This window comes from Psychrobacillus psychrodurans (assembly GCF_050209195.1).
In the GTDB taxonomy this organism is placed as follows: Bacteria; Bacillota; Bacilli; order Bacillales_A; family Planococcaceae; genus Psychrobacillus; species Psychrobacillus psychrodurans.
Genome location: NZ_CP189791.1, coordinates 3473873 through 3499898, shown reverse-complemented (window position 1 = coordinate 3499898; position 26026 = coordinate 3473873). Strand labels below are relative to the sequence as shown.

Below are 26026 nucleotides of genomic sequence, written 5' to 3'. Positions count from 1 at the left end.
TTTGTCTTTTTCTAGATGGCGCCAGATATGGTAAAATGAGTACCATATAGAAAGGACGTGTTTGTTTTGGAAATAAAAAAAATGCTCCATCTTGTTTCAAAAGATACGGGTGTTAAATTATCGCAAGCGGAACAGGTTATAAAATTACTAGAAGAGGGAAATACGGTTCCCTTCATTGCCCGATATAGAAAAGAACAAACAGGATCTTTAGATGAAGTTCAAATTAAAGCAGTCGAAGATCGTTATAACTACATACAACAGTTAGAACAAAGAAAAGAAGAAATCCTTCGCTTAATTGATGAGCAAGGTAAATTGACCGAAGAGTTAACAACTTCTATTAATAATGCGACAGTACTTCAGCGAGTAGAAGATTTATATCGTCCTTATAAGCAAAAACGCAGAACGAAAGCTACCATTGCAAAAGAAAAAGGTTTGGAACCTCTAGCTACTCTAATAATGACTTTCCCTAAGGAATCCGTTGCTATATTAGCAGAAGACTTTCTTAATGAAGAATTAGAAGTCTTATCTGTGGATGACGCTTTACTAGGAGCTAGGGACATTTTGGCAGAGCAATTCGCAGATGATGCCAAAATACGAGAGCAAATTCGGAATATTACCCGTACAGATGGTAAGATTGTTGCATCTGTAAAAAAAGCAGAGCTAGACGAAAAAAACGTATTTGAGATGTATTATGAGTATGAAGAACCTGTGAAAAAGATTGTTCCTCATCGTATATTAGCGTTAAACCGAGGAGAAAAAGAGGATATCTTAAAAGTAGCTCTTCAGATTCCAATGGAAAAAACAACTAATGTAATGAAAGCACAGTGGATTAAATCTTCATCTAGTGATGCAGTGGAACAGATTGAGTTGGCGGTAGAAGATTCTTATAAGCGACTAATTCAGCCTTCAGTAGAGAGAGAAATTCGAGCAGAGCTTACTGAAAAAGCAGAAACACAGGCTATTCATATTTTCTCTGAAAATCTGCGTAATTTACTATTACAACCACCATTAAAAGGAAAAGTAATTCTGGGTGTCGATCCAGCTTATCGTACAGGATGTAAGCTAGCGGTTGTAGATGATACAGGAAAACTTTTAGAGGTCTCTGCTATTTATCCACATGCACCAAAAATGGATGTGGAAGGCTCGAGGAATAAAGTGCTTGGTTACTTAAAGAGCTACCCTATTTCTTTGATTGCCATTGGAAATGGAACAGCCTCTCGTGAAACAGAGCAATTTATCGTGGATTGTTTGAAAGAAGCTGAGGGGGAAGTAGCTTATGTAATAGTGAATGAAGCAGGTGCCAGTGTGTACTCAGCTTCTGAAACTGCGCGCAACGAGTTTCCAGATCTACAAGTAGAACAACGTAGCGCAGTATCCATTGCAAGAAGACTACAGGACCCTCTGGCAGAACTAGTGAAAATAGATCCAAAAGCAGTAGGAGTAGGACAATACCAGCATGATGTTTCACAAAAGAAATTATCGGATTCCCTATCCTTTATAGTAGAAACTGCAGTTAACCAAGTAGGTGTAAATGTAAATACAGCATCAGCATCGCTATTACAATACGTTTCAGGACTTTCGAAAACAGTGGCAGAAAACGTTGTGAATATGAGAAATGAGCAGGGTAGGTTTACTTCTAGAGCGCAGCTAAAGAAAATTCCACGCCTTGGGGCCAAAACATATGAACAAGCAATTGGATTTTTACGCGTACCAGATGCGAAAAATCCATTTGATGCAACGGGCATTCACCCTGAAAGCTATAAAGGAGCAGAGCAAGTGCTAGAAATTGCCGGTCTTAAGAAGACACAGATAGGGACAATAGAAGCAGAAGAGGCACTAAAGAAAATTTCAATAGAAACAGTTAGTAAAGAATTAGAAATAGGTGAAATCACACTAAAAGATATAGTAGATACATTGATCAAGCCAGCTCGTGATCCTCGTGAAGCATTTCCGCAGCCAATCTTGAAAAAAGATGTACTCAAATTAGAAGACTTAAAAACAGGGATGGAATTACAAGGTACCGTGAGAAATGTAGTTGATTTTGGTGCATTTGTAGATATCGGTGTTAAACAGGATGGTTTAGTCCATATTTCTAAACTTAAAAAAGGGTTTGTCAAACATCCCTTAGATGTTGTTTCGCTAGGAGATATAGTGACTGTATGGGTTGAACAGTTTGATGCCAATAAAGGAAGAATTGCATTAACAATGCTTCCTCCAGAACAGCAAGTGTAACTTATAGAGGTGTCCAATGAGATATGTCATTGGACAACCTCTTTTCAAATAGGGGTGATTAATATGACAGATGAAAATTTGTATGAACTTGTATGCCGTGTATCAAAAGAAGCTTTTGGGAAAGGCTTTAAACATCAAGCGTATTTTAATAAAAGGCTTAGAACTACTGGTGGAAGGTATATGTTGAGGTCGCATAATATAGAAGTAAATCCGTTAGTATTTGAAAAATATGGAATGGATGAATTGATTGGCGTTATCAAACATGAGCTTTGTCATTATCATTTACATATAGAAGGAAAAGGATATCAACATCGGGATGCTGACTTTCGTGAGCTACTCAAAGCAACAAATTCACCTAGATTTTGTTCTACGCTAGTAGAGGGAAAAGGAAGGAAGGCTACAAAAAGGTATACGTATAAATGTGCAAAATGCTCCATTTCCTATAATCGAAAAATTCGTTTAAACACGAAGAAATACCGTTGTGGCAAGTGTTACGGAGATTTAGTGTTAGTTTATTTTGAGAATCTGAAATAAATTTTCGAAAAGTAGTTGACGTTTTGCAAAACCCTCTCTATAATAGAAAAAGTCGAGTAAAACAAAACGACAAAAATTATTCCGAAGTAGCTCAGTGGTAGAGCAATCGACTGTTAATCGATCGGTCGTAGGTTCGAGTCCTACCTTCGGAGCCATTATGGCCCCTTGGTCAAGCGGTTAAGACACCGCCCTTTCACGGCGGTAACACGGGTTCGAATCCCGTAGGGGTCATTACCATTTATTATTTAATATTTTCAACGGTCCCGTGGTGTAGCGGTTAACATGCCTGCCTGTCACGCAGGAGATCGCCGGTTCGATCCCGGTCGGGACCGCCATGTTGGGGTATAGCCAAGCGGTAAGGCAATGGATTTTGATTCCATCATGCCCTGGTTCGAATCCAGGTACCCCAGCCATTTTTGAGCCATTAGCTCAGTTGGTAGAGCATCTGACTTTTAATCAGAGGGTCGTAGGTTCGAATCCTACATGGCTCATCAAATTGTTATTGACATTTAAGGTGTAAGAGAGTATAATCAACCTTGTCCTATTAATTACTAAGCGGTCGTGGCGGAACGGCAGACGCGCTAGGTTGAGGGCCTAGTGGGGGATAACCCCGTGGAGGTTCAAGTCCTCTCGGCCGCACCAGTCAAATAACAGTTTAACATAATTTAATGCGGGTGTAGTTTAGTGGTAAAACCTCAGCCTTCCAAGCTGATGATGAGAGTTCGATTCTCTTCACCCGCTCCATTATTTAATACCATAGAATATTGAACATTGAAAACTGAACATGCAAAACGTTAAGACATACAGCTTATCAACTAACATTGTTAGTCTGATAGCAAAACAATTTTGACATCATTTAATGATGATGCCAGCAAAACAAATGAGCTTTTTAAGTTCTCTATTATGGAGAGTTTGATCCTGGCTCAGGACGAACGCTGGCGGCATGCCTAATACATGCAAGTCGAGCGAATGACGAAGAAGCTTGCTTCTTCTGATTTAGCGGCGGACGGGTGAGTAACACGTGGGCAACCTGCCCTGTAGATTGGGATAACTCCGGGAAACCGGGGCTAATACCGAATAATCCATTTCCTCACATGGGGAGATGTTAAAAGACGGTTTCGGCTGTCACTACAGGATGGGCCCGCGGCGCATTAGCTAGTTGGTGAGGTAACGGCTCACCAAGGCGACGATGCGTAGCCGACCTGAGAGGGTGATCGGCCACACTGGGACTGAGACACGGCCCAGACTCCTACGGGAGGCAGCAGTAGGGAATCTTCCACAATGGACGAAAGTCTGATGGAGCAATGCCGCGTGAGTGAAGAAGGTTTTCGGATCGTAAAACTCTGTTGTGAGGGAAGAACAAGTACGAGAGTAACTGCTCGTACCTTGACGGTACCTCATTAGAAAGCCACGGCTAACTACGTGCCAGCAGCCGCGGTAATACGTAGGTGGCAAGCGTTGTCCGGAATTATTGGGCGTAAAGCGCGCGCAGGCGGTCCTTTAAGTCTGATGTGAAATCCCACGGCTCAACCGTGGAAGGTCATTGGAAACTGGGGGACTTGAGTACAGAAGAGGAAAGCGGAATTCCAAGTGTAGCGGTGAAATGCGTAGAGATTTGGAGGAACACCAGTGGCGAAGGCGGCTTTCTGGTCTGTAACTGACGCTGAGGCGCGAAAGCGTGGGGAGCAAACAGGATTAGATACCCTGGTAGTCCACGCCGTAAACGATGAGTGCTAAGTGTTAGGGGGTTTCCGCCCCTTAGTGCTGCAGCTAACGCATTAAGCACTCCGCCTGGGGAGTACGGTCGCAAGACTGAAACTCAAAGGAATTGACGGGGGCCCGCACAAGCGGTGGAGCATGTGGTTTAATTCGAAGCAACGCGAAGAACCTTACCAGGTCTTGACATCCCGCTGACCGGCCTAGAGATAGGCTTTTCCCTTCGGGGACAGCGGTGACAGGTGGTGCATGGTTGTCGTCAGCTCGTGTCGTGAGATGTTGGGTTAAGTCCCGCAACGAGCGCAACCCTTGATCTTAGTTGCCAGCATTCAGTTGGGCACTCTAAGGTGACTGCCGGTGATAAACCGGAGGAAGGTGGGGATGACGTCAAATCATCATGCCCCTTATGACCTGGGCTACACACGTGCTACAATGGACGGTACAGAGGGTCGCAACCCCGCGAGGGTGAGCAAATCCCATAAAACCGTTCTCAGTTCGGATTGTAGGCTGCAACTCGCCTACATGAAGCCGGAATCGCTAGTAATCGTGGATCAGCATGCCACGGTGAATACGTTCCCGGGCCTTGTACACACCGCCCGTCACACCACGAGAGTTTGTAACACCCGAAGTCGGTGGGGTAACCCTTACGGGAGCCAGCCGCCGAAGGTGGGACAGATGATTGGGGTGAAGTCGTAACAAGGTAGCCGTATCGGAAGGTGCGGCTGGATCACCTCCTTTCTAAGGATAATATCGGAATACGAATATTTATTCGTATCTTAACGTTTTGCAGTTCAGTTTTGAATGTTCATTTTTATATGAAGATTCGATACTTGCTCCTGCGATTATTCGTCGCAAAGTGAGCAAACCTTTGTTCTTTGAAAACTGGATAAAACGACATTGAAACAATAAACAACAAGAAATTCTGTTGTGATTATTTACGTAATCATGACGTGTAAGACTTTTTAACTTTTAGGTTAAGTTAATAAGGGCGCACGGTGAATGCCTTGGCACTAGGAGTCGACGAAGGACGGCACTAACACCGATATGCTTCGGGGAGCTGTAAGTGAGCTTTGATCCGGAGATTTCCGAATGGGGAAACCCACTGTTCGTAATGGAGCAGTACATTTGCGTGAATACATAGCGCATCTGAGACACACCCAGGGAACTGAAACATCTAAGTACCTGGAGGAAGAGAAAGAAAAATCGATTCCCTGAGTAGCGGCGAGCGAAACGGGAATAGCCCAAACCAAGAGGCTTGCCTCTTGGGGTTGTAGGACACTCTACATAGAGTTACAAAGGAATGAGTTAGACGAAGCGATCTGGAAAGGTCCGCAGGATAGGGTAAAAGCCCCGTAGTCCAAAATTCATTCTCTCTTGAGTGTATCCTGAGTACGGCGGAACACGTGAAATTCCGTCGGAATCCGGGAGGACCATCTCCCAAGGCTAAATACTACCTAGTGACCGATAGTGAACCAGTACCGTGAGGGAAAGGTGAAAAGCACCCCGGAAGGGGAGTGAAATAGATCCTGAAACCGTGTGCCTACAAGTAGTTAGAGCCCGTTAATGGGTGATAGCGTGCCTTTTGTAGAATGAACCGGCGAGTTACGATTACATGCAAGGTTAAGTTGAGAAGACGGAGCCGCAGCGAAAGCGAGTCTGAATAGGGCGAATGAGTATGTGGTCGTAGACCCGAAACCAGGTGATCTACCCATGTCCAGGATGAAGGTAAGGTAACACTTACTGGAGGTCCGAACCCACGCACGTTGAAAAGTGCGGGGATGAGGTGTGGGTAGCGGAGAAATTCCAATCGAACCTGGAGATAGCTGGTTCTCTCCGAAATAGCTTTAGGGCTAGCCTCAAACGTTAGAATCTTGGAGGTAGAGCACTGTTTGGACTAGGGGCCCATCCCGGGTTACCGAATTCAGACAAACTCCGAATGCCAATGATTTATGTTTGGGAGTCAGACTGCGAGTGATAAGATCCGTAGTCAAGAGGGAAACAGCCCAGACCACCAGCTAAGGTCCCAAAGTATTTGTTAAGTGGAAAAGGATGTGGCGTTGCTTAGACAACCAGGATGTTGGCTTAGAAGCAGCCATCATTTAAAGAGTGCGTAATAGCTCACTGGTCGAGTGACGCTGCGCCGAAAATGTATCGGGGCTAAACAAATCACCGAAGCTGTGGATTGATACCTTTGGTATCAGTGGTAGGAGAGCGTTCTAAGGGCGTTGAAGTCAGACCGGAAGGACTGGTGGAGCGCTTAGAAGTGAGAATGCCGGTATGAGTAGCGAAAGACGGGTGAGAATCCCGTCCACCGTATGACTAAGGTTTCCTGAGGAAGGCTCGTCCGCTCAGGGTTAGTCGGGACCTAAGCCGAGGCCGATAGGCGTAGGCGATGGATAACAGGTTGATATTCCTGTACCACCAAACCACCGTTTGAGTAATGGGGGGACGCAGAAGGATAGGGTAAGCATGCTGTTGGTTATGCATGTCCAAGCAGTAAGGTGTGAATGTAGGCAAATCCGCATTCTATAACATTGAGCTGTGATGGCGAGGACGTATGTCCGGAGTTCCTGATTTCACACTGCCAAGAAAAGCCTCTAGCGAGGTGATAGGTGCCCGTACCGCAAACCGACACAGGTAGTCGAGGAGAGAATCCTAAGGTGAGCGAGAGAACTCTCGTTAAGGAACTCGGCAAAATGACCCCGTAACTTCGGGAGAAGGGGTGCTCTTTTGGGTGCATAGCCTAGAAGAGCCGCAGTGAATAGGCCCAGGCGACTGTTTAGCAAAAACACAGGTCTCTGCAAAACCGTAAGGTGAAGTATAGGGGCTGACGCCTGCCCGGTGCTGGAAGGTTAAGAGGAGTGCTTAGCGCAAGCGAAGGTGCGAATTGAAGCCCCAGTAAACGGCGGCCGTAACTATAACGGTCCTAAGGTAGCGAAATTCCTTGTCGGGTAAGTTCCGACCCGCACGAAAGGCGTAACGATCTGGGCACTGTCTCAACGAGAGACTCGGTGAAATTATAGTACCTGTGAAGATGCAGGTTACCCGCGACAGGACGGAAAGACCCCGTGGAGCTTTACTATAGCTTGATATTGAATTTTGGTGCAACTTGTACAGGATAGGCAGGAGCCTTAGAGCCCGGAGCGCCAGCTTCGGAGGAGGCGTCGGTGGGATACTGCCCTGGTTGTATTGAAATTCTAACCCATACCCGTAACCCGGGTAGGAGACAGTGTCAGGCGGGTAGTTTGACTGGGGCGGTCGCCTCCTAAAGTGTAACGGAGGCGCCCAAAGGTTCCCTCAGAATGGTTGGAAATCATTCGAAGAGTGTAAAGGCAGAAGGGAGCTTGACTGCGAGACCTACAAGTCGAGCAGGGTCGAAAGACGGGCTTAGTGATCCGGTGGTTCCGCATGGAAGGGCCATCGCTCAACGGATAAAAGCTACCCCGGGGATAACAGGCTTATCTCCCCCAAGAGTCCACATCGACGGGGAGGTTTGGCACCTCGATGTCGGCTCATCGCATCCTGGGGCTGTAGTCGGTCCCAAGGGTTGGGCTGTTCGCCCATTAAAGCGGTACGCGAGCTGGGTTCAGAACGTCGTGAGACAGTTCGGTCCCTATCCGTCGTGGGCGTAGGAAATTTGAGAGGAGCTGTCCTTAGTACGAGAGGACCGGGATGGACACACCGCTGGTGTACCAGTTGTTCTGCCAAGAGCATCGCTGGGTAGCTATGTGTGGACGGGATAAGTGCTGAAAGCATCTAAGCACGAAGCCCCCCTCAAGATGAGATTTCCCATTACGCAAGTAAGTAAGATCCCTCAAAGACGATGAGGTAGATAGGTTCGGGGTGGAAGCGTGGCGACACGTGCAGCTGACGAATACTAATCGATCGAGGACTTAACCAAATTTGTTTAACGTAACAATGTCGTTTATCCAGTTTTGAGTGAACAAACACTCTATATATGAGGGTTTCAAGATACAAGCAGTGCTAGGAAACAAGTGATAGAAAGAAGGAACGTACTAACGTACGTGACTGACAGATCGAATGAAGTTGACAACGCAATGCGCCGTATATTGAAAGCCGAATGAGTCTAGTGATGATGGCGAAGAGGTCACACCCGTTCCCATACCGAACACGGAAGTTAAGCTCTTCAGCGCCGATGGTAGTTGGGGGTCTCCCCCTGTGAGAGTAGGACGTCGCTGGGCACAAAAGAGAAAGTCGTTACCGAGTAATTGGTAACGACTTTTTTGTATTAACAAATAAGCCGTAGGCAGTCTATCTCTATAAGAAAGTATGCAAGAAAGTAGAGGAACAAAGAGTTTGAGGAAGCAAGTGAGAGAGACTCCGAGCGTATAACATACGCAACGAGTGCGGCTGACAAAGAAATCTGCCGACCATTTGCTTTCGTAGCCCGTCCACGGAAGTTAAGCTCTTGCGCTGATAGTAGTTGGGAGTCTCCCCCTGTGAGAGTAGGACGTCGATGGAACCAATGAAAGTCGTTACCGAGTTATCGGTAGTGGCTTTTTTTATAAGTACAGCAGCCTTTTTAATGGAACTAACCAGATTCCTAGTTTTATAAAAAATTCACAGGGTAAAGAAATACTATTACTATCACTATCACCTAAGGAGATGTAGCAATGAGCATCAAAGCGCTAGTTTTAAATTGTAGTTTAAAAGACAGCACACAGAAATCCAATACCCGTGCTCTGATTAACGAGATTGTAAAGATTTTTGATGAAAACAGAGTGGAGACGGAAGTGCTCAGGATGGCTGATTATACTATCGGCTTTGGAGTTACCCATGAGGCAGTGAATGAAAAGGATCAATGGCCAGAGATTTTTGAAAAAGTGAAGGAGGCGGATATCCTTTTGCTTGGCTCCCCGATTTGGCTTGGTGAACAGAGCAGCCTGGCCACTTTGGTTGTTGAAAGATTGTATGGTGGAAGCAGTCTTACGAACGAAAAAGGTCAGTACATTTACTATAACAAAGTGGGCGGAGTGGTTGTTACCGGGAATGAAGATGGTGCAAAAAACGTTTCAAGCTACCTAATTTACGCATTGTCACATATTGGGTTTACGATTCCTCCAAATGTGGATACCTATTGGGTGGGGGAAGCGGGTCCTGGCCCATCCTTTATTGAGGCAAACGGGAATGAGAACGATTTTACGATGCAACACGCAAAAATAACTGCTTACAATTTACTACATTTTGCCCGGTTATTGAAAGAGTACCCGATTCCTGCAGAAGAAAATGTGAATGAAAGTCAATAGTATGGTGGCTTGAAAAGGTTGAATTTAAAACTCAAATAACATGCTAAACTAGCAGTCCCATTCAAATAGAGTTGGATTGCTTCTTTTATTGAAAAAATCTGACCCTATTATTCGTTTCATAAAGTTAATATAAAAGTAAATATATAGATGTCCGACTTGATGCTTCGTATTTGACTGTTATTTTCTCTTTCAATTCAATATATTATTTACTATCACTTCTATTGAAATCATACAAATTCTTAGTCATTAGAAAAATGAAACCACGAGGATCTATTCTCAGTAAAACGGAGGTTAAGGAAGGAGTATTATCAGAAGTACTTTTAAATATAAAAGACGTTGCTTCTTTTGACTAATTGCCTGTAAGTCGATTAAGTTACTTTTCATTTATTACCCATTATGGTCGAAATGTGTATTAGATATTAATCGTATTTTGTACACTTATATGTCTTACTTAAAACTTCATGTATCAAATGGAATTAGCGATAAATTATTTTCCATTTTTAATGAAATTTAAGAGGGTTTTCTTATTTGAGTGTAGAAAAATATATGTGCAAATAAAACACAGGAGGCTACAATGACTAATTTAATTTCACATATCGCTACACTGGAAATACCTGTTACTAATTTAGAAGAATCTATAGAGTTTTATATCGATATCCTTGGAGCTGAAGTCCACTTTCAAGGTGAAAAAAATGCTATGCTTACTATGAAATCAAAAGGAGTTCCAACGATTTTCTTGGTTGAAACTGAAGAAATTAATGGATTATCATTCAGAAATACAAATACTAATATCGTTCATAGCATAATTGACTTTTATACTCCTTCTTTAAAAGAATTATATGAGTGGCTTGAAGGAAAACAAGTAGAAGTTGGTCCTTTAAATTTACAAGGTGAATTTGGTGGTTTTGGATTTAAAGATCCTTCTGGAAATTGGCTAAGTGCCTGTAATATCCTTCACCCAGAACAGTAAAAAATTCTTTTTACTATTTAAGTTACAGGCGTAATTTTTTACGCCTTTTTTTTTCTATTACATATAATGTGTCAAATGCTATATGTAAACTCCCGTACATCTCTTGAAAGAACCTGCATCGTTATTTTAAGTCCATACGTTCTCAATCTTATATTTACTTTAATAGAAGTATCTTGCGTCAATATCATATAACGAAACACATTTTCCACTGATTAATGACTGATCAACCTTTTATTATTACAGAGCAAATAAGGTATTACATTACTTCCTCTATAGTATGTTGGTTTACATAATTAGAATAGAATTAAAACATTAATTATGGGGAATATAAGATTTATATATCAAAAGTAAACTTATAAAAGAATTTCAAAATACGCTTGCAATAATGATTTATAGATGGTATAGTTATCAAGTTGTCATTTTTATTAATGATTTACACGAAAAACAAAATAAAAAAAGTTGTTGACAATAATATCAAGATTTGATATGATAATAAAGTCGTCAAAACGACACTGCAACAACATGAACATTGAAAACTGAACATGCAAAACGTTAAGACATACAGCTTATCAGCTAACTTTGTTAGTCTGATAGCAAAACAATTTTGACATCATTTAATGATGATGCCAGCAAAACAAATGAGCTTTTTAAGTTCTCTATTATGGAGAGTTTGATCCTGGCTCAGGACGAACGCTGGCGGCATGCCTAATACATGCAAGTCGAGCGAATGACGAAGAAGCTTGCTTCTTCTGATTTAGCGGCGGACGGGTGAGTAACACGTGGGCAACCTGCCCTGTAGATTGGGATAACTCCGGGAAACCGGGGCTAATACCGAATAATCCATTTCCTCACATGGGGAGATGTTAAAAGACGGCATCTCGCTGTCACTACAGGATGGGCCCGCGGCGCATTAGCTAGTTGGTGAGGTAACGGCTCACCAAGGCGACGATGCGTAGCCGACCTGAGAGGGTGATCGGCCACACTGGGACTGAGACACGGCCCAGACTCCTACGGGAGGCAGCAGTAGGGAATCTTCCACAATGGACGAAAGTCTGATGGAGCAATGCCGCGTGAGTGAAGAAGGTTTTCGGATCGTAAAACTCTGTTGTGAGGGAAGAACAAGTACGAGAGTAACTGCTCGTACCTTGACGGTACCTCATTAGAAAGCCACGGCTAACTACGTGCCAGCAGCCGCGGTAATACGTAGGTGGCAAGCGTTGTCCGGAATTATTGGGCGTAAAGCGCGCGCAGGCGGTCCTTTAAGTCTGATGTGAAATCCCACGGCTCAACCGTGGAAGGTCATTGGAAACTGGGGGACTTGAGTACAGAAGAGGAAAGCGGAATTCCAAGTGTAGCGGTGAAATGCGTAGAGATTTGGAGGAACACCAGTGGCGAAGGCGGCTTTCTGGTCTGTAACTGACGCTGAGGCGCGAAAGCGTGGGGAGCAAACAGGATTAGATACCCTGGTAGTCCACGCCGTAAACGATGAGTGCTAAGTGTTAGGGGGTTTCCGCCCCTTAGTGCTGCAGCTAACGCATTAAGCACTCCGCCTGGGGAGTACGGTCGCAAGACTGAAACTCAAAGGAATTGACGGGGGCCCGCACAAGCGGTGGAGCATGTGGTTTAATTCGAAGCAACGCGAAGAACCTTACCAGGTCTTGACATCCCGCTGACCGGCCTAGAGATAGGCTTTTCCCTTCGGGGACAGCGGTGACAGGTGGTGCATGGTTGTCGTCAGCTCGTGTCGTGAGATGTTGGGTTAAGTCCCGCAACGAGCGCAACCCTTGATCTTAGTTGCCAGCATTCAGTTGGGCACTCTAAGGTGACTGCCGGTGATAAACCGGAGGAAGGTGGGGATGACGTCAAATCATCATGCCCCTTATGACCTGGGCTACACACGTGCTACAATGGACGGTACAGAGGGTCGCAACCCCGCGAGGGTGAGCAAATCCCATAAAACCGTTCTCAGTTCGGATTGTAGGCTGCAACTCGCCTACATGAAGCCGGAATCGCTAGTAATCGTGGATCAGCATGCCACGGTGAATACGTTCCCGGGCCTTGTACACACCGCCCGTCACACCACGAGAGTTTGTAACACCCGAAGTCGGTGGGGTAACCCTTACGGGAGCCAGCCGCCGAAGGTGGGACAGATGATTGGGGTGAAGTCGTAACAAGGTAGCCGTATCGGAAGGTGCGGCTGGATCACCTCCTTTCTAAGGATAATATCGGAATACGAATATTTATTCGTATCTTAACGTTTTGCAGTTCAGTTTTGAATGTTCATTTTTATATGAAGATTCGATACTTGCTCCTGCGATTATTCGTCGCAAAGTGAGCAAACCTTTGTTCTTTGAAAACTGGATAAAACGACATTGAAACAATAAACAACAAGAAATTCTGTTGTGATTATTTACGTAATCATGACGTGTAAGACTTTTTAACTTTTAGGTTAAGTTAATAAGGGCGCACGGTGAATGCCTTGGCACTAGGAGTCGACGAAGGACGGCACTAACACCGATATGCTTCGGGGAGCTGTAAGTGAGCTTTGATCCGGAGATTTCCGAATGGGGAAACCCACTGTTCGTAATGGAGCAGTACATTTGCGTGAATACATAGCGCATCTGAGACACACCCAGGGAACTGAAACATCTAAGTACCTGGAGGAAGAGAAAGAAAAATCGATTCCCTGAGTAGCGGCGAGCGAAACGGGAATAGCCCAAACCAAGAGGCTTGCCTCTTGGGGTTGTAGGACACTCTACATAGAGTTACAAAGGAATGAGTTAGACGAAGCGATCTGGAAAGGTCCGCAGGATAGGGTAAAAGCCCCGTAGTCCAAAATTCATTCTCTCTTGAGTGTATCCTGAGTACGGCGGAACACGTGAAATTCCGTCGGAATCCGGGAGGACCATCTCCCAAGGCTAAATACTACCTAGTGACCGATAGTGAACCAGTACCGTGAGGGAAAGGTGAAAAGCACCCCGGAAGGGGAGTGAAATAGATCCTGAAACCGTGTGCCTACAAGTAGTTAGAGCCCGTTAATGGGTGATAGCGTGCCTTTTGTAGAATGAACCGGCGAGTTACGATTACATGCAAGGTTAAGTTGAGAAGACGGAGCCGCAGCGAAAGCGAGTCTGAATAGGGCGAATGAGTATGTGGTCGTAGACCCGAAACCAGGTGATCTACCCATGTCCAGGATGAAGGTAAGGTAACACTTACTGGAGGTCCGAACCCACGCACGTTGAAAAGTGCGGGGATGAGGTGTGGGTAGCGGAGAAATTCCAATCGAACCTGGAGATAGCTGGTTCTCTCCGAAATAGCTTTAGGGCTAGCCTCAAACGTTAGAATCTTGGAGGTAGAGCACTGTTTGGACTAGGGGCCCATCCCGGGTTACCGAATTCAGACAAACTCCGAATGCCAATGATTTATGTTTGGGAGTCAGACTGCGAGTGATAAGATCCGTAGTCAAGAGGGAAACAGCCCAGACCACCAGCTAAGGTCCCAAAGTATTTGTTAAGTGGAAAAGGATGTGGCGTTGCTTAGACAACCAGGATGTTGGCTTAGAAGCAGCCATCATTTAAAGAGTGCGTAATAGCTCACTGGTCGAGTGACGCTGCGCCGAAAATGTATCGGGGCTAAACAAATCACCGAAGCTGTGGATTGATACCTTTGGTATCAGTGGTAGGAGAGCGTTCTAAGGGCGTTGAAGTCAGACCGGAAGGACTGGTGGAGCGCTTAGAAGTGAGAATGCCGGTATGAGTAGCGAAAGACGGGTGAGAATCCCGTCCACCGTATGACTAAGGTTTCCTGAGGAAGGCTCGTCCGCTCAGGGTTAGTCGGGACCTAAGCCGAGGCCGATAGGCGTAGGCGATGGATAACAGGTTGATATTCCTGTACCACCAAACCACCGTTTGAGTAATGGGGGGACGCAGAAGGATAGGGTAAGCATGCTGTTGGTTATGCATGTCCAAGCAGTAAGGTGTGAATGTAGGCAAATCCGCATTCTATAACATTGAGCTGTGATGGCGAGGACGTATGTCCGGAGTTCCTGATTTCACACTGCCAAGAAAAGCCTCTAGCGAGGTGATAGGTGCCCGTACCGCAAACCGACACAGGTAGTCGAGGAGAGAATCCTAAGGTGAGCGAGAGAACTCTCGTTAAGGAACTCGGCAAAATGACCCCGTAACTTCGGGAGAAGGGGTGCTCTTTTGGGTGCATAGCCTAGAAGAGCCGCAGTGAATAGGCCCAGGCGACTGTTTAGCAAAAACACAGGTCTCTGCAAAACCGTAAGGTGAAGTATAGGGGCTGACGCCTGCCCGGTGCTGGAAGGTTAAGAGGAGTGCTTAGCGCAAGCGAAGGTGCGAATTGAAGCCCCAGTAAACGGCGGCCGTAACTATAACGGTCCTAAGGTAGCGAAATTCCTTGTCGGGTAAGTTCCGACCCGCACGAAAGGCGTAACGATCTGGGCACTGTCTCAACGAGAGACTCGGTGAAATTATAGTACCTGTGAAGATGCAGGTTACCCGCGACAGGACGGAAAGACCCCGTGGAGCTTTACTATAGCTTGATATTGAATTTTGGTGCAACTTGTACAGGATAGGCAGGAGCCTTAGAGCCCGGAGCGCCAGCTTCGGAGGAGGCGTCGGTGGGATACTGCCCTGGTTGTATTGAAATTCTAACCCATACCCGTAACCCGGGTAGGAGACAGTGTCAGGCGGGTAGTTTGACTGGGGCGGTCGCCTCCTAAAGTGTAACGGAGGCGCCCAAAGGTTCCCTCAGAATGGTTGGAAATCATTCGAAGAGTGTAAAGGCAGAAGGGAGCTTGACTGCGAGACCTACAAGTCGAGCAGGGTCGAAAGACGGGCTTAGTGATCCGGTGGTTCCGCATGGAAGGGCCATCGCTCAACGGATAAAAGCTACCCCGGGGATAACAGGCTTATCTCCCCCAAGAGTCCACATCGACGGGGAGGTTTGGCACCTCGATGTCGGCTCATCGCATCCTGGGGCTGTAGTCGGTCCCAAGGGTTGGGCTGTTCGCCCATTAAAGCGGTACGCGAGCTGGGTTCAGAACGTCGTGAGACAGTTCGGTCCCTATCCGTCGTGGGCGTAGGAAATTTGAGAGGAGCTGTCCTTAGTACGAGAGGACCGGGATGGACACACCGCTGGTGTACCAGTTGTTCTGCCAAGAGCATCGCTGGGTAGCTATGTGTGGACGGGATAAGTGCTGAAAGCATCTAAGCACGAAGCCCCCCTCAAGATGAGATTTCCCATTACGCAAGTAAGTAAGATCCCTCAAAGACGATGAGGTAGATAGGTTCGGGGTGGAAGCGTGGCGACACGTGCAGCTGACGAATACTAATCGATCGAGGACTTAACCAAATTTGTTTAACGTAACAATGTCGTTTATCCAGTTTTGAGTGAACAAACACTCTATTTATATGAGGGTTTCAAGACACGAGTAATTCGAGGAAACAATTGAGAGAGGAAAGGAACATACTAACGTATGTGACTGACCGAACGAATGCAGTTGACGAAGAAGTACGATGTGTATTGAAAGCCGAATGAGTCTAGTGATGATGGCGAAGAGGTCACACCCGTTCCCATACCGAACACGGAAGTTAAGCTCTTCAGCGCCGATGGTAGTTGGGGGTCTCCCCCTGTGAGAGTAGGACGTCGCTGGGCACCAAAGAAAAGTCGTTACCGAGCAATTGGTAGCGACTTTTTTGTTTTAAAAAAGTGTAATTAAACTATTTCTTATTTTTGCTTAGCATGAATATTTCCATCGTTATCTCTGATTTCATACCTTTCAAAAGTCTGGACCATCCATTTCAAATCCTTAAAAGTCCCAAAACAAGACCCATTAGGACTGCAAATGTATTAGTAAAAAGTAAAGTGCCTGCTATATGCAAGGCACTTTATTTTAATTTCACATCGAATAAGAATTTTAGTCTTCCCATTAAAAGCTTTGAGGGGATAAAAGGGAATAAAAAATCACGAACTCTGGCGAGTGGACGAAACTGGATTTGAGCGGTTGCCCCTATTTGACGAGAAAGACGGATTACTTTTGCAGTTCTTGCAACTCGTTTTTGTTCATAAAATGCTAACACGTTATCCACATGTTCAAATTGTTTGAAGCCATTTCCAAGGACAATGGCATCTTCAATTGCTTGCCCAGCTCCTTGTCCCATATTGGGTGTGGTGGCATGAGCCGCATCCCCAAGAAGAACCACTCTGCCAAAAACAAATTGTCGCAGCGGTTTAATATCAGAAATATCATGATGTAGAATATTTTCTGGAGGTGTTGTAGATATTATGTTATTTACAACTTCAGGAAAGTGGTCAAATAAGTTGCCGATATCCTGAGAAGCAAGATGCTGAAATTGTGGATTCCTTGCAGATGTATTAATGCAAGCGAACCAATATACTAATTCATCCTTCATAGGTGCCATACCAAATCGTCCTTTAGTAGACCATAATTCGGTAGAGGTGTATTTATCAATTCTGCCTTTGTTTTCTGTAATGCCTCTCCAGCATGTATAGCCAGAGTATCTAAGAACAGAACCTGGAACTAGCTGTTGACGTATAGAGGAGTTTATACCGTCTGCGGCTATTAGTAGATCTACGCTTACTGTTTCTCCATCTTCGAAATGGATGGTTACTTGAGTATCGTTTTGGTCGACAAATATGCATTTTTTATTGAAATGAAGTGTATTAGGTTGAAGTGCTTTCAGAAATGTCCTGTGTAAATCAGCTCGGTGAATAGTAATATTTTCTTGGCCATAAAGTTCCTTTAGTACAGTAAAATCAATCGTATTCAGTGTCTTCCCTAGTGCATCCTGAAAGACCTGTGTATGAAGGGCATGGCCATTTGCAAATACATCCTTACCGACACCAATTTCCATAAGTGCCTGCAAAGCGTTGGATCCTATTCCAATACCAGCGCCTACCGGATGAAAAGTTGCATTTGATTCGTATACCTGAACAGAAAAACCTTGTTTTTGTAAGGTTACAGCAGCACAGAGCCCCCCGATACCTCCACCAATTATTGCTATTTTCATTTGGCAATACCTCCTCCTCTTGTGATATGCTGATTAAAAAGGGGTGAAACTCATGATTAGGCTTACTATATATAATGACGATTATAGAAAATCGCTAGAGAATTATCCGTTATCTGAAGAGCATCTATCATTTACTGGTCATCCGTTAGAATTATTAGAACGTGCTCAAGTTAATGTAACGTATACTCCCATTATTATAACGGAAGACGATCAGGTTGCTGGTTTTTTTGTGCTAGATACTGGTGCGGATAAATTCCATTATACAGATATCCCGGAGAGTATTTTACTAAGAGGATACTCCATACATCCTGCTTACCAGGGGAGAGGAATTGCTCAAAAGTCTATGAAGCTACTGCAAACCTTTGTAGCTAAGCATTTTTCAGATATAAATAGAATAGTACTTGGGGTGAATGAAGCAAACAAGGCGGCACAAACCGTGTATGCAAAATCGGGTTTTATCGATGAAGGGAGAAGGTTTAATGGAAGATCAGGTATACAAATTGCTATGTCGCTTTCATTAGATATAATTGAGGTTCGCATGGCACAGGCTGGTGATGAACATGGAATAGTTGATGTTTGTATAGCTGCTCAATGGAATACGTACAAAGATTTGTATTCGAATGATTACATAGAAGGAATTATAGCAAAATTTTATTCAGTGGAAAGAATTTCGAAGGAAATTAAAGATACAAATCGAAGCTGGAATGGTTATTTTGTTGCGCAGTTAAATGAGGAAATTGTTGGTGCAATCGGTGGGGGAGTAGATGAAGATGGAGTAGCTGAAGTTTATGTTCTTTACTTGCATCCAGCAAAAAGAGGTCAAGGTATCGGTACAAAATTACTAAGTTACTTAACAGAGATTCAACGTGCTGAATATGGAGCGCATGAACAATGGGTTTCTGTCACCAAAGGAAATCAATTGGGCATTCCGTTTTATGAAGCACGAGAATTCACTTTTCAATATGAGCAACAGGCGTATGAAAGCGAAGCGGAAGATAATGCTGTTTCATTAAAATATAAAAGATTCATTTAATCCTCCTGAAAAGGAGGATTTGTTTTGAATCGATATCTCCCGACTTTTATTTTATCCTATACAGCACGTCATCGTCCTCACCAGGTGTTCCGCGTCCGTCGGTATTATTAGTGATGAAATAAAGGGATTCCCCATCAGAGAATACATCACGTACTCGTCCGAATCCTGTAATCGAATGTTCCACTTTGCCAGTTTCTACATTCATCACTTTAACAGACTCTCCACGAAGTGTTGCTACATATAGTTTGCCTTTATGAAATGTAACGCCAGATGGTGCCCAGGTTTCGTCACTACCAGAAGTAATAATAGGAGTTTCAAGCCCTTCTTCACTTTTCTCCCCCTCGATAATTGGATAGCCATAGTTTTCACCTTGTTCGACTAAATTGATTTCGTCGTTAGCTGACTGGCCATGCTCAGCTTCGTATAGCGTTCCATCTGCGGCCCAAGCAAGTCCCTGTGGATTACGGTGCCCCATAGAGAATATTTCAAAAGAGCCATCGCCTTCCATGCGAAGAATTTTCCCATTTAGTGAAGTTGGGTCTTGTGCATTACTAGGATTACCTGCGTCTCCAACGGTCACATACAACGAACCATCTGGTCCAATCTCCAAACGCCCCCCATGATGAATGTTGCCGGTCGGTATGCCGTCCAAATGAATCGCAGTTTCTTGCCATTCGTCTTCTCCTCGTTTGAGAGTCACGATTTTGTTAAAGGGCTCTCCGTTTATATCATACGTATAGTAAGCAAATGCTTCACCTGTTTCTTCAAAGTCAGGCTTCAGCACAAAGCCGAGTAATCCAGCTTCAGAGATAGCTGCAAGATTATCCGAAAGTCGAACTGATTCATGTACAACAGAACCACCTTGTATACGTGCAATCGTTCCGACTCGTTCTGATATATAAAAGATATTATTGTGTAAATTGATAGACCATGGAATATTTAAATTAGTAGTGATCTTCTCTGCAATTGGACCCTGAGTGGGTAACTTTACAGCCTCCTCTGTACAACCAAATAATACTAGTGAAATAACTAATAACCATTTCTTCATGAAATCCCTCCTTATATTACTACTTCCCTTAAGAGTACTAATAATCCTTTCCAAGACGATAAGTTTTTCATATGCAAAACGATAATAACTATCGAATTTACTTATGATAGGAGTCAAGGTATGCTAAAAGAACAAAAGTGGTTTTTGAAAGAAGGCATTTAAATGGAGTTTTTAATCTTTTTCATCATAGGAATTGTGGGGAATGTAGTAGGCACATTAGTAGGTGGGGGAGGGCTTATAAGCTTGCCGATGATGCTATTAATGGGACTGCCAGTGCATTCTGCCATTGGGGCAAATAAAGTGTCCAACACTGTCAGCTCGCTTTCAAGTTTTCTAGTGATTTTCACTAAAAAGGAAGTAACCGGAAAAGAGGCACTTTCGGTATTGGTATTTTGTTTAGGAGGAGGAATAATAGGAGGGCTCATTGCATCTTTTCTAAGTGGAGAGGTACTAACGATAATTGCTATTATTTTACTTAGCTTCGCCTTTGTTACATCCTTTATGGGAAAAGGGAACTTTGGGGGAAAGGAAACCTTTCAACTGAATAAAAAAACAGTTCCAGCATTATTAGGAATTGGTATGTACGATGGCATGTTCGGCCCTGGGAGCAGCACACTTGCTCTATACTTGTATGCGAGTGAAAAAATAGCCTACATTCGAGCTGTTGGGCTTGCTCGAATTGGTGTATTCTCTAGCTGCTTTGGAGCATCGATTACGTATATTTCTACTGGAAAAATAATGTGGCCAGTTACACTAGCATTAATGCTAGGTGCAATAATAGGTGCCCAGCTTGGACTTCGCCTTGCACGAAAGTTAAAGGCAGAGCATGTTAAGCCGTTATTACGAGTGGTCACTATATTACTTTTAGTGCAAATTGTTGTGGATTATTTGAAATAGGGAGGAATTAGTATGAGGATACGTTGTGCTATTCTAGATGATTATCAGCAAGTTGCCTTAAAAATTGCCGACTGGTCAACTATTACAGAGAAGGTCGAGATTGTATCGTTTTCTAAGCACTTTTATGATGAAAATGAACTAGTAGACTACATTAGTGATGCAGAGATAGTAATTGTTATGCGCGAGCGCACACCTTTTGGAGTCACACTTTTTGAAAAACTACCTAAACTTAAATTGCTGATTACATCTGGAATGAGAAATACATCGATTGACCTTGTGGCTGCAGCTGCTCATGGAGTAACTGTTTGTGGAACTGCGAGTTCTTCAGAGCCACCAACAGAATTAACATGGGCCTTAATACTGAATTTGGCACGTAATATTATGAAGGAAAACACTGATCTACGTAGTAATGGATTATGGCAGAGCACGGTTGGGTCGGATTTATATGGCAAGCGTTTAGGTCTCCTAGGGCTGGGGAAAATAGGTAGTCGAATGGCAACTATAGCGAAAGCCTTTGGAATGGATATAATTGCTTGGAGTCAAAACTTAACGAAGGAGCAGACGGATCAGTTAGGTGTTCAGTTGGCAAGCTCAAAAGAAGAGTTGTTAGAAACAAGTGATTACGTTTCTATTCATCTAGTGTTAAGCGACAGAACTAGAGGTCTTATCAGTGAAAATGACTTACAACTCATGAAAAGCTCAGCCTATTTGGTTAATACATCTCGTGCTGCTATAGTTGACCAGCAAGCTCTCATAAAAGCTATCCATGAAAACTGGATTGCAGGAGCAGGATTAGATGTATTCGATATCGAACCGCTTCCAGTGGACCATCCATTCCGTACAATGCCGAACGTATTAGCAACTCCACATTTAGGGTATGTAACAGAAAGAAATTACACTACATATTACCGAGAAGCAATTGAAGATATTCAAGCGTACTTGGATGGAAGAGTGATTCGTTCCTTAATTTAATAAATAGATAAGAGAAAGGCTATCCGAGTTCACTCTCAGATAGCCTTTTTCAAATGAAAGCACTAACCTGTACCTTGAATTGTAGGAGGGTGACGGACAGTTAAACGCCATAAGATTTCCGAAAAAAGAGATGCTGGTCGTGACCGCAGTCACAATCAGCATCCTCCCGGTTATTCTATTATTATTTTAATGCCTCTAGCTTTTTAGCAAGCTCTTGTACAGCAATGATTTCTTCAGCTGTAGTTTTTTGCAGTAGTGCTTTCTGTCTTTCAAGTGCCTCATTCAGAGAGGCTAGTTCTGCGGATATATCGGCATCTTCTTGTCCACTTTTTTCGATTAATGCGTTGATTGGATTGAATAGATTTTCGTGGCCAACAATTCTACCATCACCCCACATAAGTTTTTCCTTAGGAGCATCTAGCACATAGTCTGTGAAATAATCGAATACCTCTTTCTCAAAATCGTAAGCATACCAGTTATTGTCAATAGCCCATAGGTATTCATCAATCGCAGTAGTTATATCTCCTTTATTTAAGACATCAATAGCTAGTGTAAGGTTTGTAATATTATTTTGAGCATGTTCGTGTGGGAATATTTGATCATCCTCCCATGTTAAGCGGACGAATTGATCTTCAGCGTATTTGAATGCAGAGAGTAGACCACTATTCAATTCACGGCTATCTTCATATAATTTTTGTGCCTTATCTGTATCTTCCTCAGTTAGAGCGGTTAGGTAATTGTCATTAACTTTTAAAACTTTTGCATTAACTTCTTCTGCAAGCGTTATTGCTTTGTCAATCTCCGCAACTAATTGGTCGGAAGAAACTTCAGCTTGACCAAAAATATCAGCATCAATTACTTTTTTCATTTCTGTCAAACGCGTTGTGAAATCCAATGGAACAACCGCTGTTTGATCGTAATGCATCGAAAGTAATCCGTATAGATTCAAATGGAACTTCAGTGCATCAGCATTATAGGTGTCCTCGTTATCAAATTGGGAATGATAATGTGTGCGCATGAAATCACTATCTTGGAAATCATTCCGAAGAGCTGGAACACCAGCAATTCCAAATGAAAAATCATCGGACCAAGTACGAAGTGGAGAAACAACTGAAATGCCGTCTTTATAGACACCATCTACGCTTGGTACAGTTTTAGCAAATTTAGTTAAGTAATTATTCAATTCGTAGACTGAACGAATTTCATCCTGTGTTGTATGCTCATACGCTGGAAGTTCGAAGTTCATATTGGCAAATGCTTTTCCAACCCATTCAGGATGAATATTGAATATTTGGTTGTAAGCTCCGGTTGACCAGTCATAGCGAGAATTAGAAACTCCCCATTCCTCAGCAGCAAGTGCATTGAAAATAATCGTTTTTTCTGGTTGATACCCACTATCTACTAATCCTTTAGCAACACCCATCATTAACCCGATTGCTGCATGGTCGTCCTGGAATCCTGTGAAGTAAGAATCGTAATGAGCAGATAAAATGATATAGGACTCAGGGTCTTTACCGATAATTTTTCCGTAATAGTTATACGACTTTCCATCCATTTTCACAATAGATTTAGCATCGAATTTTACAGTCATCGCCGCGTTTTCACTAGATTCTAAAGCTTTCTTAAGTTGATTGGCATCTGTTTGGGACATAGAAAATGCAGGAGCATCATCTGGTCCACAGATATCCTGTGCATTAAGCGCGTCTTCATCTGTTTCTGCATATCCAGCTTCCTGAACTGCAATAACTGCAGCAGCTCCTTTTAAATGAGCTTGATAGGCAGGGTAGTTAATCCACCATTCCTCGCGTTGATTTATGTCAATTAAAACTAACTTACCTTCGACATCAAGATTTGCTAAATCATTAGCAGTACCTTTGCCTCCATATACAATCTCAAGCTCCTTTACACCATTTGTATCAAAATTTACTTGGTAAGCCCCTAAAACTGCTAAATGTTCCTCACCGTTTTCATCAACGAAAGTTAGGTCAGCTTTTTCAAATTCCCATGTGTCTAAGGTAAACTCGTCCTTTGTCACTTCAGTAAGTCCAATTTTTTTCATTTCTTCAGCAATTTTTTCCCCAGTTTTCAGCTCTGCCACTGATCCAGCAGTTCGGTAACCAAGTTTTTCATTCGTTTTAAATTCCTCTAGGCTCTTTGTGAACTCAAAAGCATAATCGACATCGACGGCTGATAAGTAATCTTTATTCGCATCCATTAAATCTTTTTCAGGCGCAACCTCTTCTTTTACGTCTGTCGACTCTTTAGGTGCACAGGCCCCCAATGTCATACCGATTAACATGGAAAATGCTAATCCTCCTATAAACTTGTTCATTTATCACATTCCTTTACAAATTTTTTTAACAACTAGAATATTAAACGATAAAACATAAATAATTACAAGATTATTTTTCATTATTATTCATTCCCTATTAATAAAAGAAAAAACACTAAATGTATTGTCTACTTTACACTTTTAGTGTAAAATTACACTAAATAGAAAGAGTATTCATTATAAAGGAGCATTTTATGGATAAAGAATATGTAATTCAGCTTATTTCTGTGAGGATTCGAATGGTTCGACTTGAAAAAGGATATTCACAGGATAAAATGGCAAGTATTATGGGAATTTCGAAGAAAACGCTTGTCCAAATAGAGAAAGAAAGAGTGCTAGCTGGTTGGACAAATGTAATCGCTGTATGTGCGTTGTTTCGAGATAGTGAAATATTGCAGTCTGTGTTAGGAGATGAGCCATTGGAAGTGATTGAAACAATCGCTCATGATGGCATTGATCGCCCAAAGGACAAATCGATGGGTGGTCATGTGTGGTGGAAGGAAATAAGTTCAAAGGGGAATTTCCGAATGCAACAAAATGTTATCAGCCAACATTACCGCATTTTAGACGATAAAAATTATCGTTGGTTCAGTTCTTTTGATGAAGAGGAAACAAATATTCGTCTAAGCGAACTATTCAAAACAGAGTAACTACAGGGGGAATTGGGATGAAAGTAGAGTCGAAAATTGGAGGAGTAATACTTTCTATTTTTGCTTTAATTGGGATGGTGTTCTTTGTATTCGTTGGTTTGTTTTTTGTACTTATAATGGGGGGAATCGATTATATTGCATTGCTTATAACTGGTGGAGTTGTATTATATGTGTTGTTTGTGTTTAATATATTTCACTTTTTTCAAACGAAAAAGCGGAAAATTATATTTGGTAGTATAGCCGGAGCAGCAATATTAATCAGTGCGATTGCTCCCATAAAGGATATATATACTCATTTAATACCGACAGTAGATGCTGAAGTAGATATAGCTAAGTACGAACCCTTTTCACAATTTGGCAAAGTAACAACTTTAAATGAGAAAGCGACACTTCAGCTTACTGATGATCTACCAAGATTGGACGGTGCAACTGCGCTTTATCCGTTATACGCGGCAATCGTAGAAGCAACTTACCCAGAAAAATCCTATCCATCTTACAATAGTGAAGTATTGGTGAGTACTACACCATATGCTTATGAGAATCTTTTTAGTGGAAAGGTTGATATGATTTTCGCGGCAGCTCCCTCCGAATCACAAAAGAAAATTGCAGAGCAAAAAGGATTAGAGCTTACAATGACACCTATTGGTCGAGAAGCATTTGTCTTTTTTGTCAATCAAAAAAATCCAGTTGATAACCTTACTGTAGATCAGATAAAAGATATATATACGGGAAAAGTGTCTAGCTGGGAGCAGCTAGGGGGGAAAAATGATCCAATTCGTGCTTTTCAACGACCAGAAGACAGTGGGTCACAATCTGCGCTTCAATCTCTGATGAAGGGAATGCCACTTATGGATCCACCTTCAAAAGATATCGTTACAGGAATGGGAGGAATCATAAATGAGGTATCTCAATATAGAAACTATAAAAATGCAATTGGCTTTACATTCCGCTTTTATTCTACAGAAATGGTCGGTAATGATCAGATCAAGTTGTTAGAAATAAATGGAGTTGCCCCAACGAAAGAAAATATTCGAGCAGATACCTATCCTATAACATCCGAACTGTATATTGTGACAGCTGGAACGGATAATCCCAATGTGGAGCCGTTAATTGAGTGGATTTTATCGGACCAAGGGCAAGCACTTGTGGAAAAAGTAGGTTATGTACCAATAAGTGAATAGAGATCACAGTTGGAGAAGGGGAAATCCAATAAGATTACTGAAAAAAGATGCAGTCCATGACGTTAGTCAAGAACTGCATCTCTTTAAAATTAACCGGTAATAATAGAATCAGATTTTGTTCTTAAAGGATTGTCATCAC

General features: G+C 43.0%; 12 protein-coding genes, 7 tRNA genes and 6 rRNA genes. 22 read left to right on the top strand and 3 right to left on the bottom strand.

Annotation, left to right across the window (positions count from 1 at the left end):
• The first annotated feature begins 66 nt into the window (after positions 1-66).
• The 17 genes from ACQCPR_RS17295 (at position 67) to rrf (ACQCPR_RS17215) (ending at position 16398) form a co-directional block, all read left to right on the top strand.
• Positions 67-2232 carry a Tex family protein gene (locus tag ACQCPR_RS17295; RefSeq protein ID WP_427137666.1) on the top strand — a complete coding sequence of 722 codons (2166 nt, stop codon included), beginning with the start codon at positions 67-69 and terminating at the stop codon, positions 2230-2232.
• A gap of 63 nt (positions 2233-2295) precedes the next feature.
• A complete protein-coding gene (locus ACQCPR_RS17290) occupies positions 2296-2766 on the top strand; it encodes a SprT family protein (RefSeq protein WP_427137665.1) in 471 nt (156 codons plus the stop codon).
• An 80-nt stretch (positions 2767-2846) separates the two neighbouring features.
• Positions 2847-2921, top strand: a tRNA-Asn gene (locus ACQCPR_RS17285).
• 4 nt (positions 2922-2925) lie between these two features.
• Positions 2926-2997 (top strand) — tRNA-Glu (locus ACQCPR_RS17280).
• A 28-nt stretch (positions 2998-3025) separates the two neighbouring features.
• Positions 3026-3101: transfer RNA gene (locus ACQCPR_RS17275), tRNA-Asp, on the top strand.
• 3 nt (positions 3102-3104) lie between these two features.
• A tRNA-Gln gene (locus ACQCPR_RS17270) sits at positions 3105-3179 on the top strand.
• A 5-nt stretch (positions 3180-3184) separates the two neighbouring features.
• Positions 3185-3257: transfer RNA gene (locus ACQCPR_RS17265), tRNA-Lys, on the top strand.
• Positions 3258-3321: 64 nt separating this feature from the next.
• Positions 3322-3408, top strand: a tRNA-Leu gene (locus tag ACQCPR_RS17260).
• A gap of 28 nt (positions 3409-3436) precedes the next feature.
• A tRNA-Gly gene (locus ACQCPR_RS17255) sits at positions 3437-3510 on the top strand.
• A gap of 156 nt (positions 3511-3666) precedes the next feature.
• A 16S ribosomal RNA gene (locus ACQCPR_RS17250) occupies positions 3667-5220 on the top strand.
• A 234-nt stretch (positions 5221-5454) separates the two neighbouring features.
• A 23S ribosomal RNA gene (locus ACQCPR_RS17245) occupies positions 5455-8383 on the top strand.
• Between the two features lie 185 nt (positions 8384-8568).
• Positions 8569-8684: ribosomal RNA gene (rrf, locus tag ACQCPR_RS17240) — 5S ribosomal RNA — on the top strand.
• The 16S, 23S and 5S rRNA genes sit together here with 7 tRNA genes alongside, the layout of an rRNA operon.
• Positions 8685-9116: 432 nt before the next feature.
• On the top strand, positions 9117-9749 hold the full coding sequence (locus ACQCPR_RS17235) for a flavodoxin family protein (RefSeq protein ID WP_427137664.1): 633 nt from the start codon (positions 9117-9119) through the stop codon (positions 9747-9749).
• 574 nt (positions 9750-10323) lie between these two features.
• Entirely contained in the window at positions 10324-10719 is a 396-nt protein-coding gene (locus ACQCPR_RS17230) for a VOC family protein (protein WP_402847537.1), read from the top strand.
• 658 nt (positions 10720-11377) lie between these two features.
• Positions 11378-12932, top strand: a 16S ribosomal RNA gene (locus ACQCPR_RS17225).
• 234 nt (positions 12933-13166) lie between these two features.
• Positions 13167-16095 (top strand): 23S ribosomal RNA (locus tag ACQCPR_RS17220).
• A gap of 187 nt (positions 16096-16282) precedes the next feature.
• Positions 16283-16398: ribosomal RNA gene (gene rrf, locus ACQCPR_RS17215) — 5S ribosomal RNA — on the top strand.
• A 233-nt stretch (positions 16399-16631) separates the two neighbouring features.
• Here rrf (ACQCPR_RS17215) and ACQCPR_RS17210 read toward each other — a convergent pair.
• Complete coding sequence (locus ACQCPR_RS17210; RefSeq protein ID WP_427137663.1) at positions 16632-17774, bottom strand: FAD-dependent monooxygenase; 1143 nt, start codon at positions 17772-17774, stop codon at positions 16632-16634.
• 52 nt (positions 17775-17826) lie between these two features.
• On the opposite strand from ACQCPR_RS17210, the gene ACQCPR_RS17205 reads away from it, so the two are divergent.
• Complete coding sequence (locus tag ACQCPR_RS17205; RefSeq protein ID WP_427137662.1) at positions 17827-18807, top strand: GNAT family N-acetyltransferase; 981 nt, start codon at positions 17827-17829, stop codon at positions 18805-18807.
• A 46-nt stretch (positions 18808-18853) separates the two neighbouring features.
• Here the strand turns inward: ACQCPR_RS17205 and ACQCPR_RS17200 are convergent, their stop codons facing one another.
• Positions 18854-19855: a PQQ-dependent sugar dehydrogenase gene (locus ACQCPR_RS17200; protein WP_427137661.1), complete on the bottom strand. Its 1002-nt coding sequence runs from the start codon at positions 19853-19855 to the stop codon at positions 18854-18856.
• A 162-nt stretch (positions 19856-20017) separates the two neighbouring features.
• On the opposite strand from ACQCPR_RS17200, the gene ACQCPR_RS17195 reads away from it, so the two are divergent.
• Together ACQCPR_RS17195 and ACQCPR_RS17190 are read left to right on the top strand one after the other, a co-directional pair.
• Positions 20018-20752 carry a sulfite exporter TauE/SafE family protein gene (locus ACQCPR_RS17195; RefSeq protein WP_269923437.1) on the top strand — a complete coding sequence of 245 codons (735 nt, stop codon included), beginning with the start codon at positions 20018-20020 and terminating at the stop codon, positions 20750-20752.
• A gap of 12 nt (positions 20753-20764) precedes the next feature.
• Positions 20765-21724: a D-2-hydroxyacid dehydrogenase family protein gene (locus tag ACQCPR_RS17190; protein ID WP_340930861.1), complete on the top strand. Its 960-nt coding sequence runs from the start codon at positions 20765-20767 to the stop codon at positions 21722-21724.
• A gap of 181 nt (positions 21725-21905) precedes the next feature.
• On the opposite strand, the gene ACQCPR_RS17185 is transcribed toward ACQCPR_RS17190, so the two are convergent.
• Positions 21906-24056: a M28 family peptidase gene (locus tag ACQCPR_RS17185; protein ID WP_427137660.1), complete on the bottom strand. Its 2151-nt coding sequence runs from the start codon at positions 24054-24056 to the stop codon at positions 21906-21908.
• Positions 24057-24250: 194 nt separating this feature from the next.
• On the opposite strand from ACQCPR_RS17185, the gene ACQCPR_RS17180 reads away from it, so the two are divergent.
• Both ACQCPR_RS17180 and ACQCPR_RS17175 read left to right on the top strand, forming a co-directional pair.
• Positions 24251-24706, top strand: a complete 456-nt coding sequence (locus ACQCPR_RS17180; protein ID WP_427137659.1) for a helix-turn-helix transcriptional regulator — start codon at positions 24251-24253, stop codon at positions 24704-24706.
• Between the two features lie 17 nt (positions 24707-24723).
• Positions 24724-25887 (top strand): PstS family phosphate ABC transporter substrate-binding protein, encoded by a 1164-nt coding sequence (locus ACQCPR_RS17175; protein ID WP_427137658.1) that lies wholly within the window; start codon positions 24724-24726, stop codon positions 25885-25887.
• Positions 25888-26026: the final 139 nt, after the last annotated feature.

Bases quoted from the DNA above. Each gene is read 5' to 3' on its own strand.
- ACQCPR_RS17290 (WP_427137665.1), top strand. From the start codon at position 2,296: ATGACAGATGAAAATTTGTATGAACTTGTATGCCGTGTATCAAAAGAA.
- ACQCPR_RS17235 (WP_427137664.1), top strand. From the start codon at position 9,117: ATGAGCATCAAAGCGCTAGTTTTAAATTGTAGTTTAAAAGACAGCACA.
- ACQCPR_RS17230 (WP_402847537.1), top strand. From the start codon at position 10,324: ATGACTAATTTAATTTCACATATCGCTACACTGGAAATACCTGTTACT.
- ACQCPR_RS17210 (WP_427137663.1), bottom strand. From the start codon at position 17,774: ATGAAAATAGCAATAATTGGTGGAGGTATCGGGGGGCTCTGTGCTGCT.
- ACQCPR_RS17205 (WP_427137662.1), top strand. From the start codon at position 17,827: ATGATTAGGCTTACTATATATAATGACGATTATAGAAAATCGCTAGAG.
- ACQCPR_RS17200 (WP_427137661.1), bottom strand. From the start codon at position 19,855: ATGAAGAAATGGTTATTAGTTATTTCACTAGTATTATTTGGTTGTACA.
- ACQCPR_RS17195 (WP_269923437.1), top strand. From the start codon at position 20,018: ATGGAGTTTTTAATCTTTTTCATCATAGGAATTGTGGGGAATGTAGTA.
- ACQCPR_RS17190 (WP_340930861.1), top strand. From the start codon at position 20,765: ATGAGGATACGTTGTGCTATTCTAGATGATTATCAGCAAGTTGCCTTA.
- ACQCPR_RS17185 (WP_427137660.1), bottom strand. From the start codon at position 24,056: ATGAACAAGTTTATAGGAGGATTAGCATTTTCCATGTTAATCGGTATG.
- ACQCPR_RS17180 (WP_427137659.1), top strand. From the start codon at position 24,251: ATGGATAAAGAATATGTAATTCAGCTTATTTCTGTGAGGATTCGAATG.
- ACQCPR_RS17175 (WP_427137658.1), top strand. From the start codon at position 24,724: ATGAAAGTAGAGTCGAAAATTGGAGGAGTAATACTTTCTATTTTTGCT.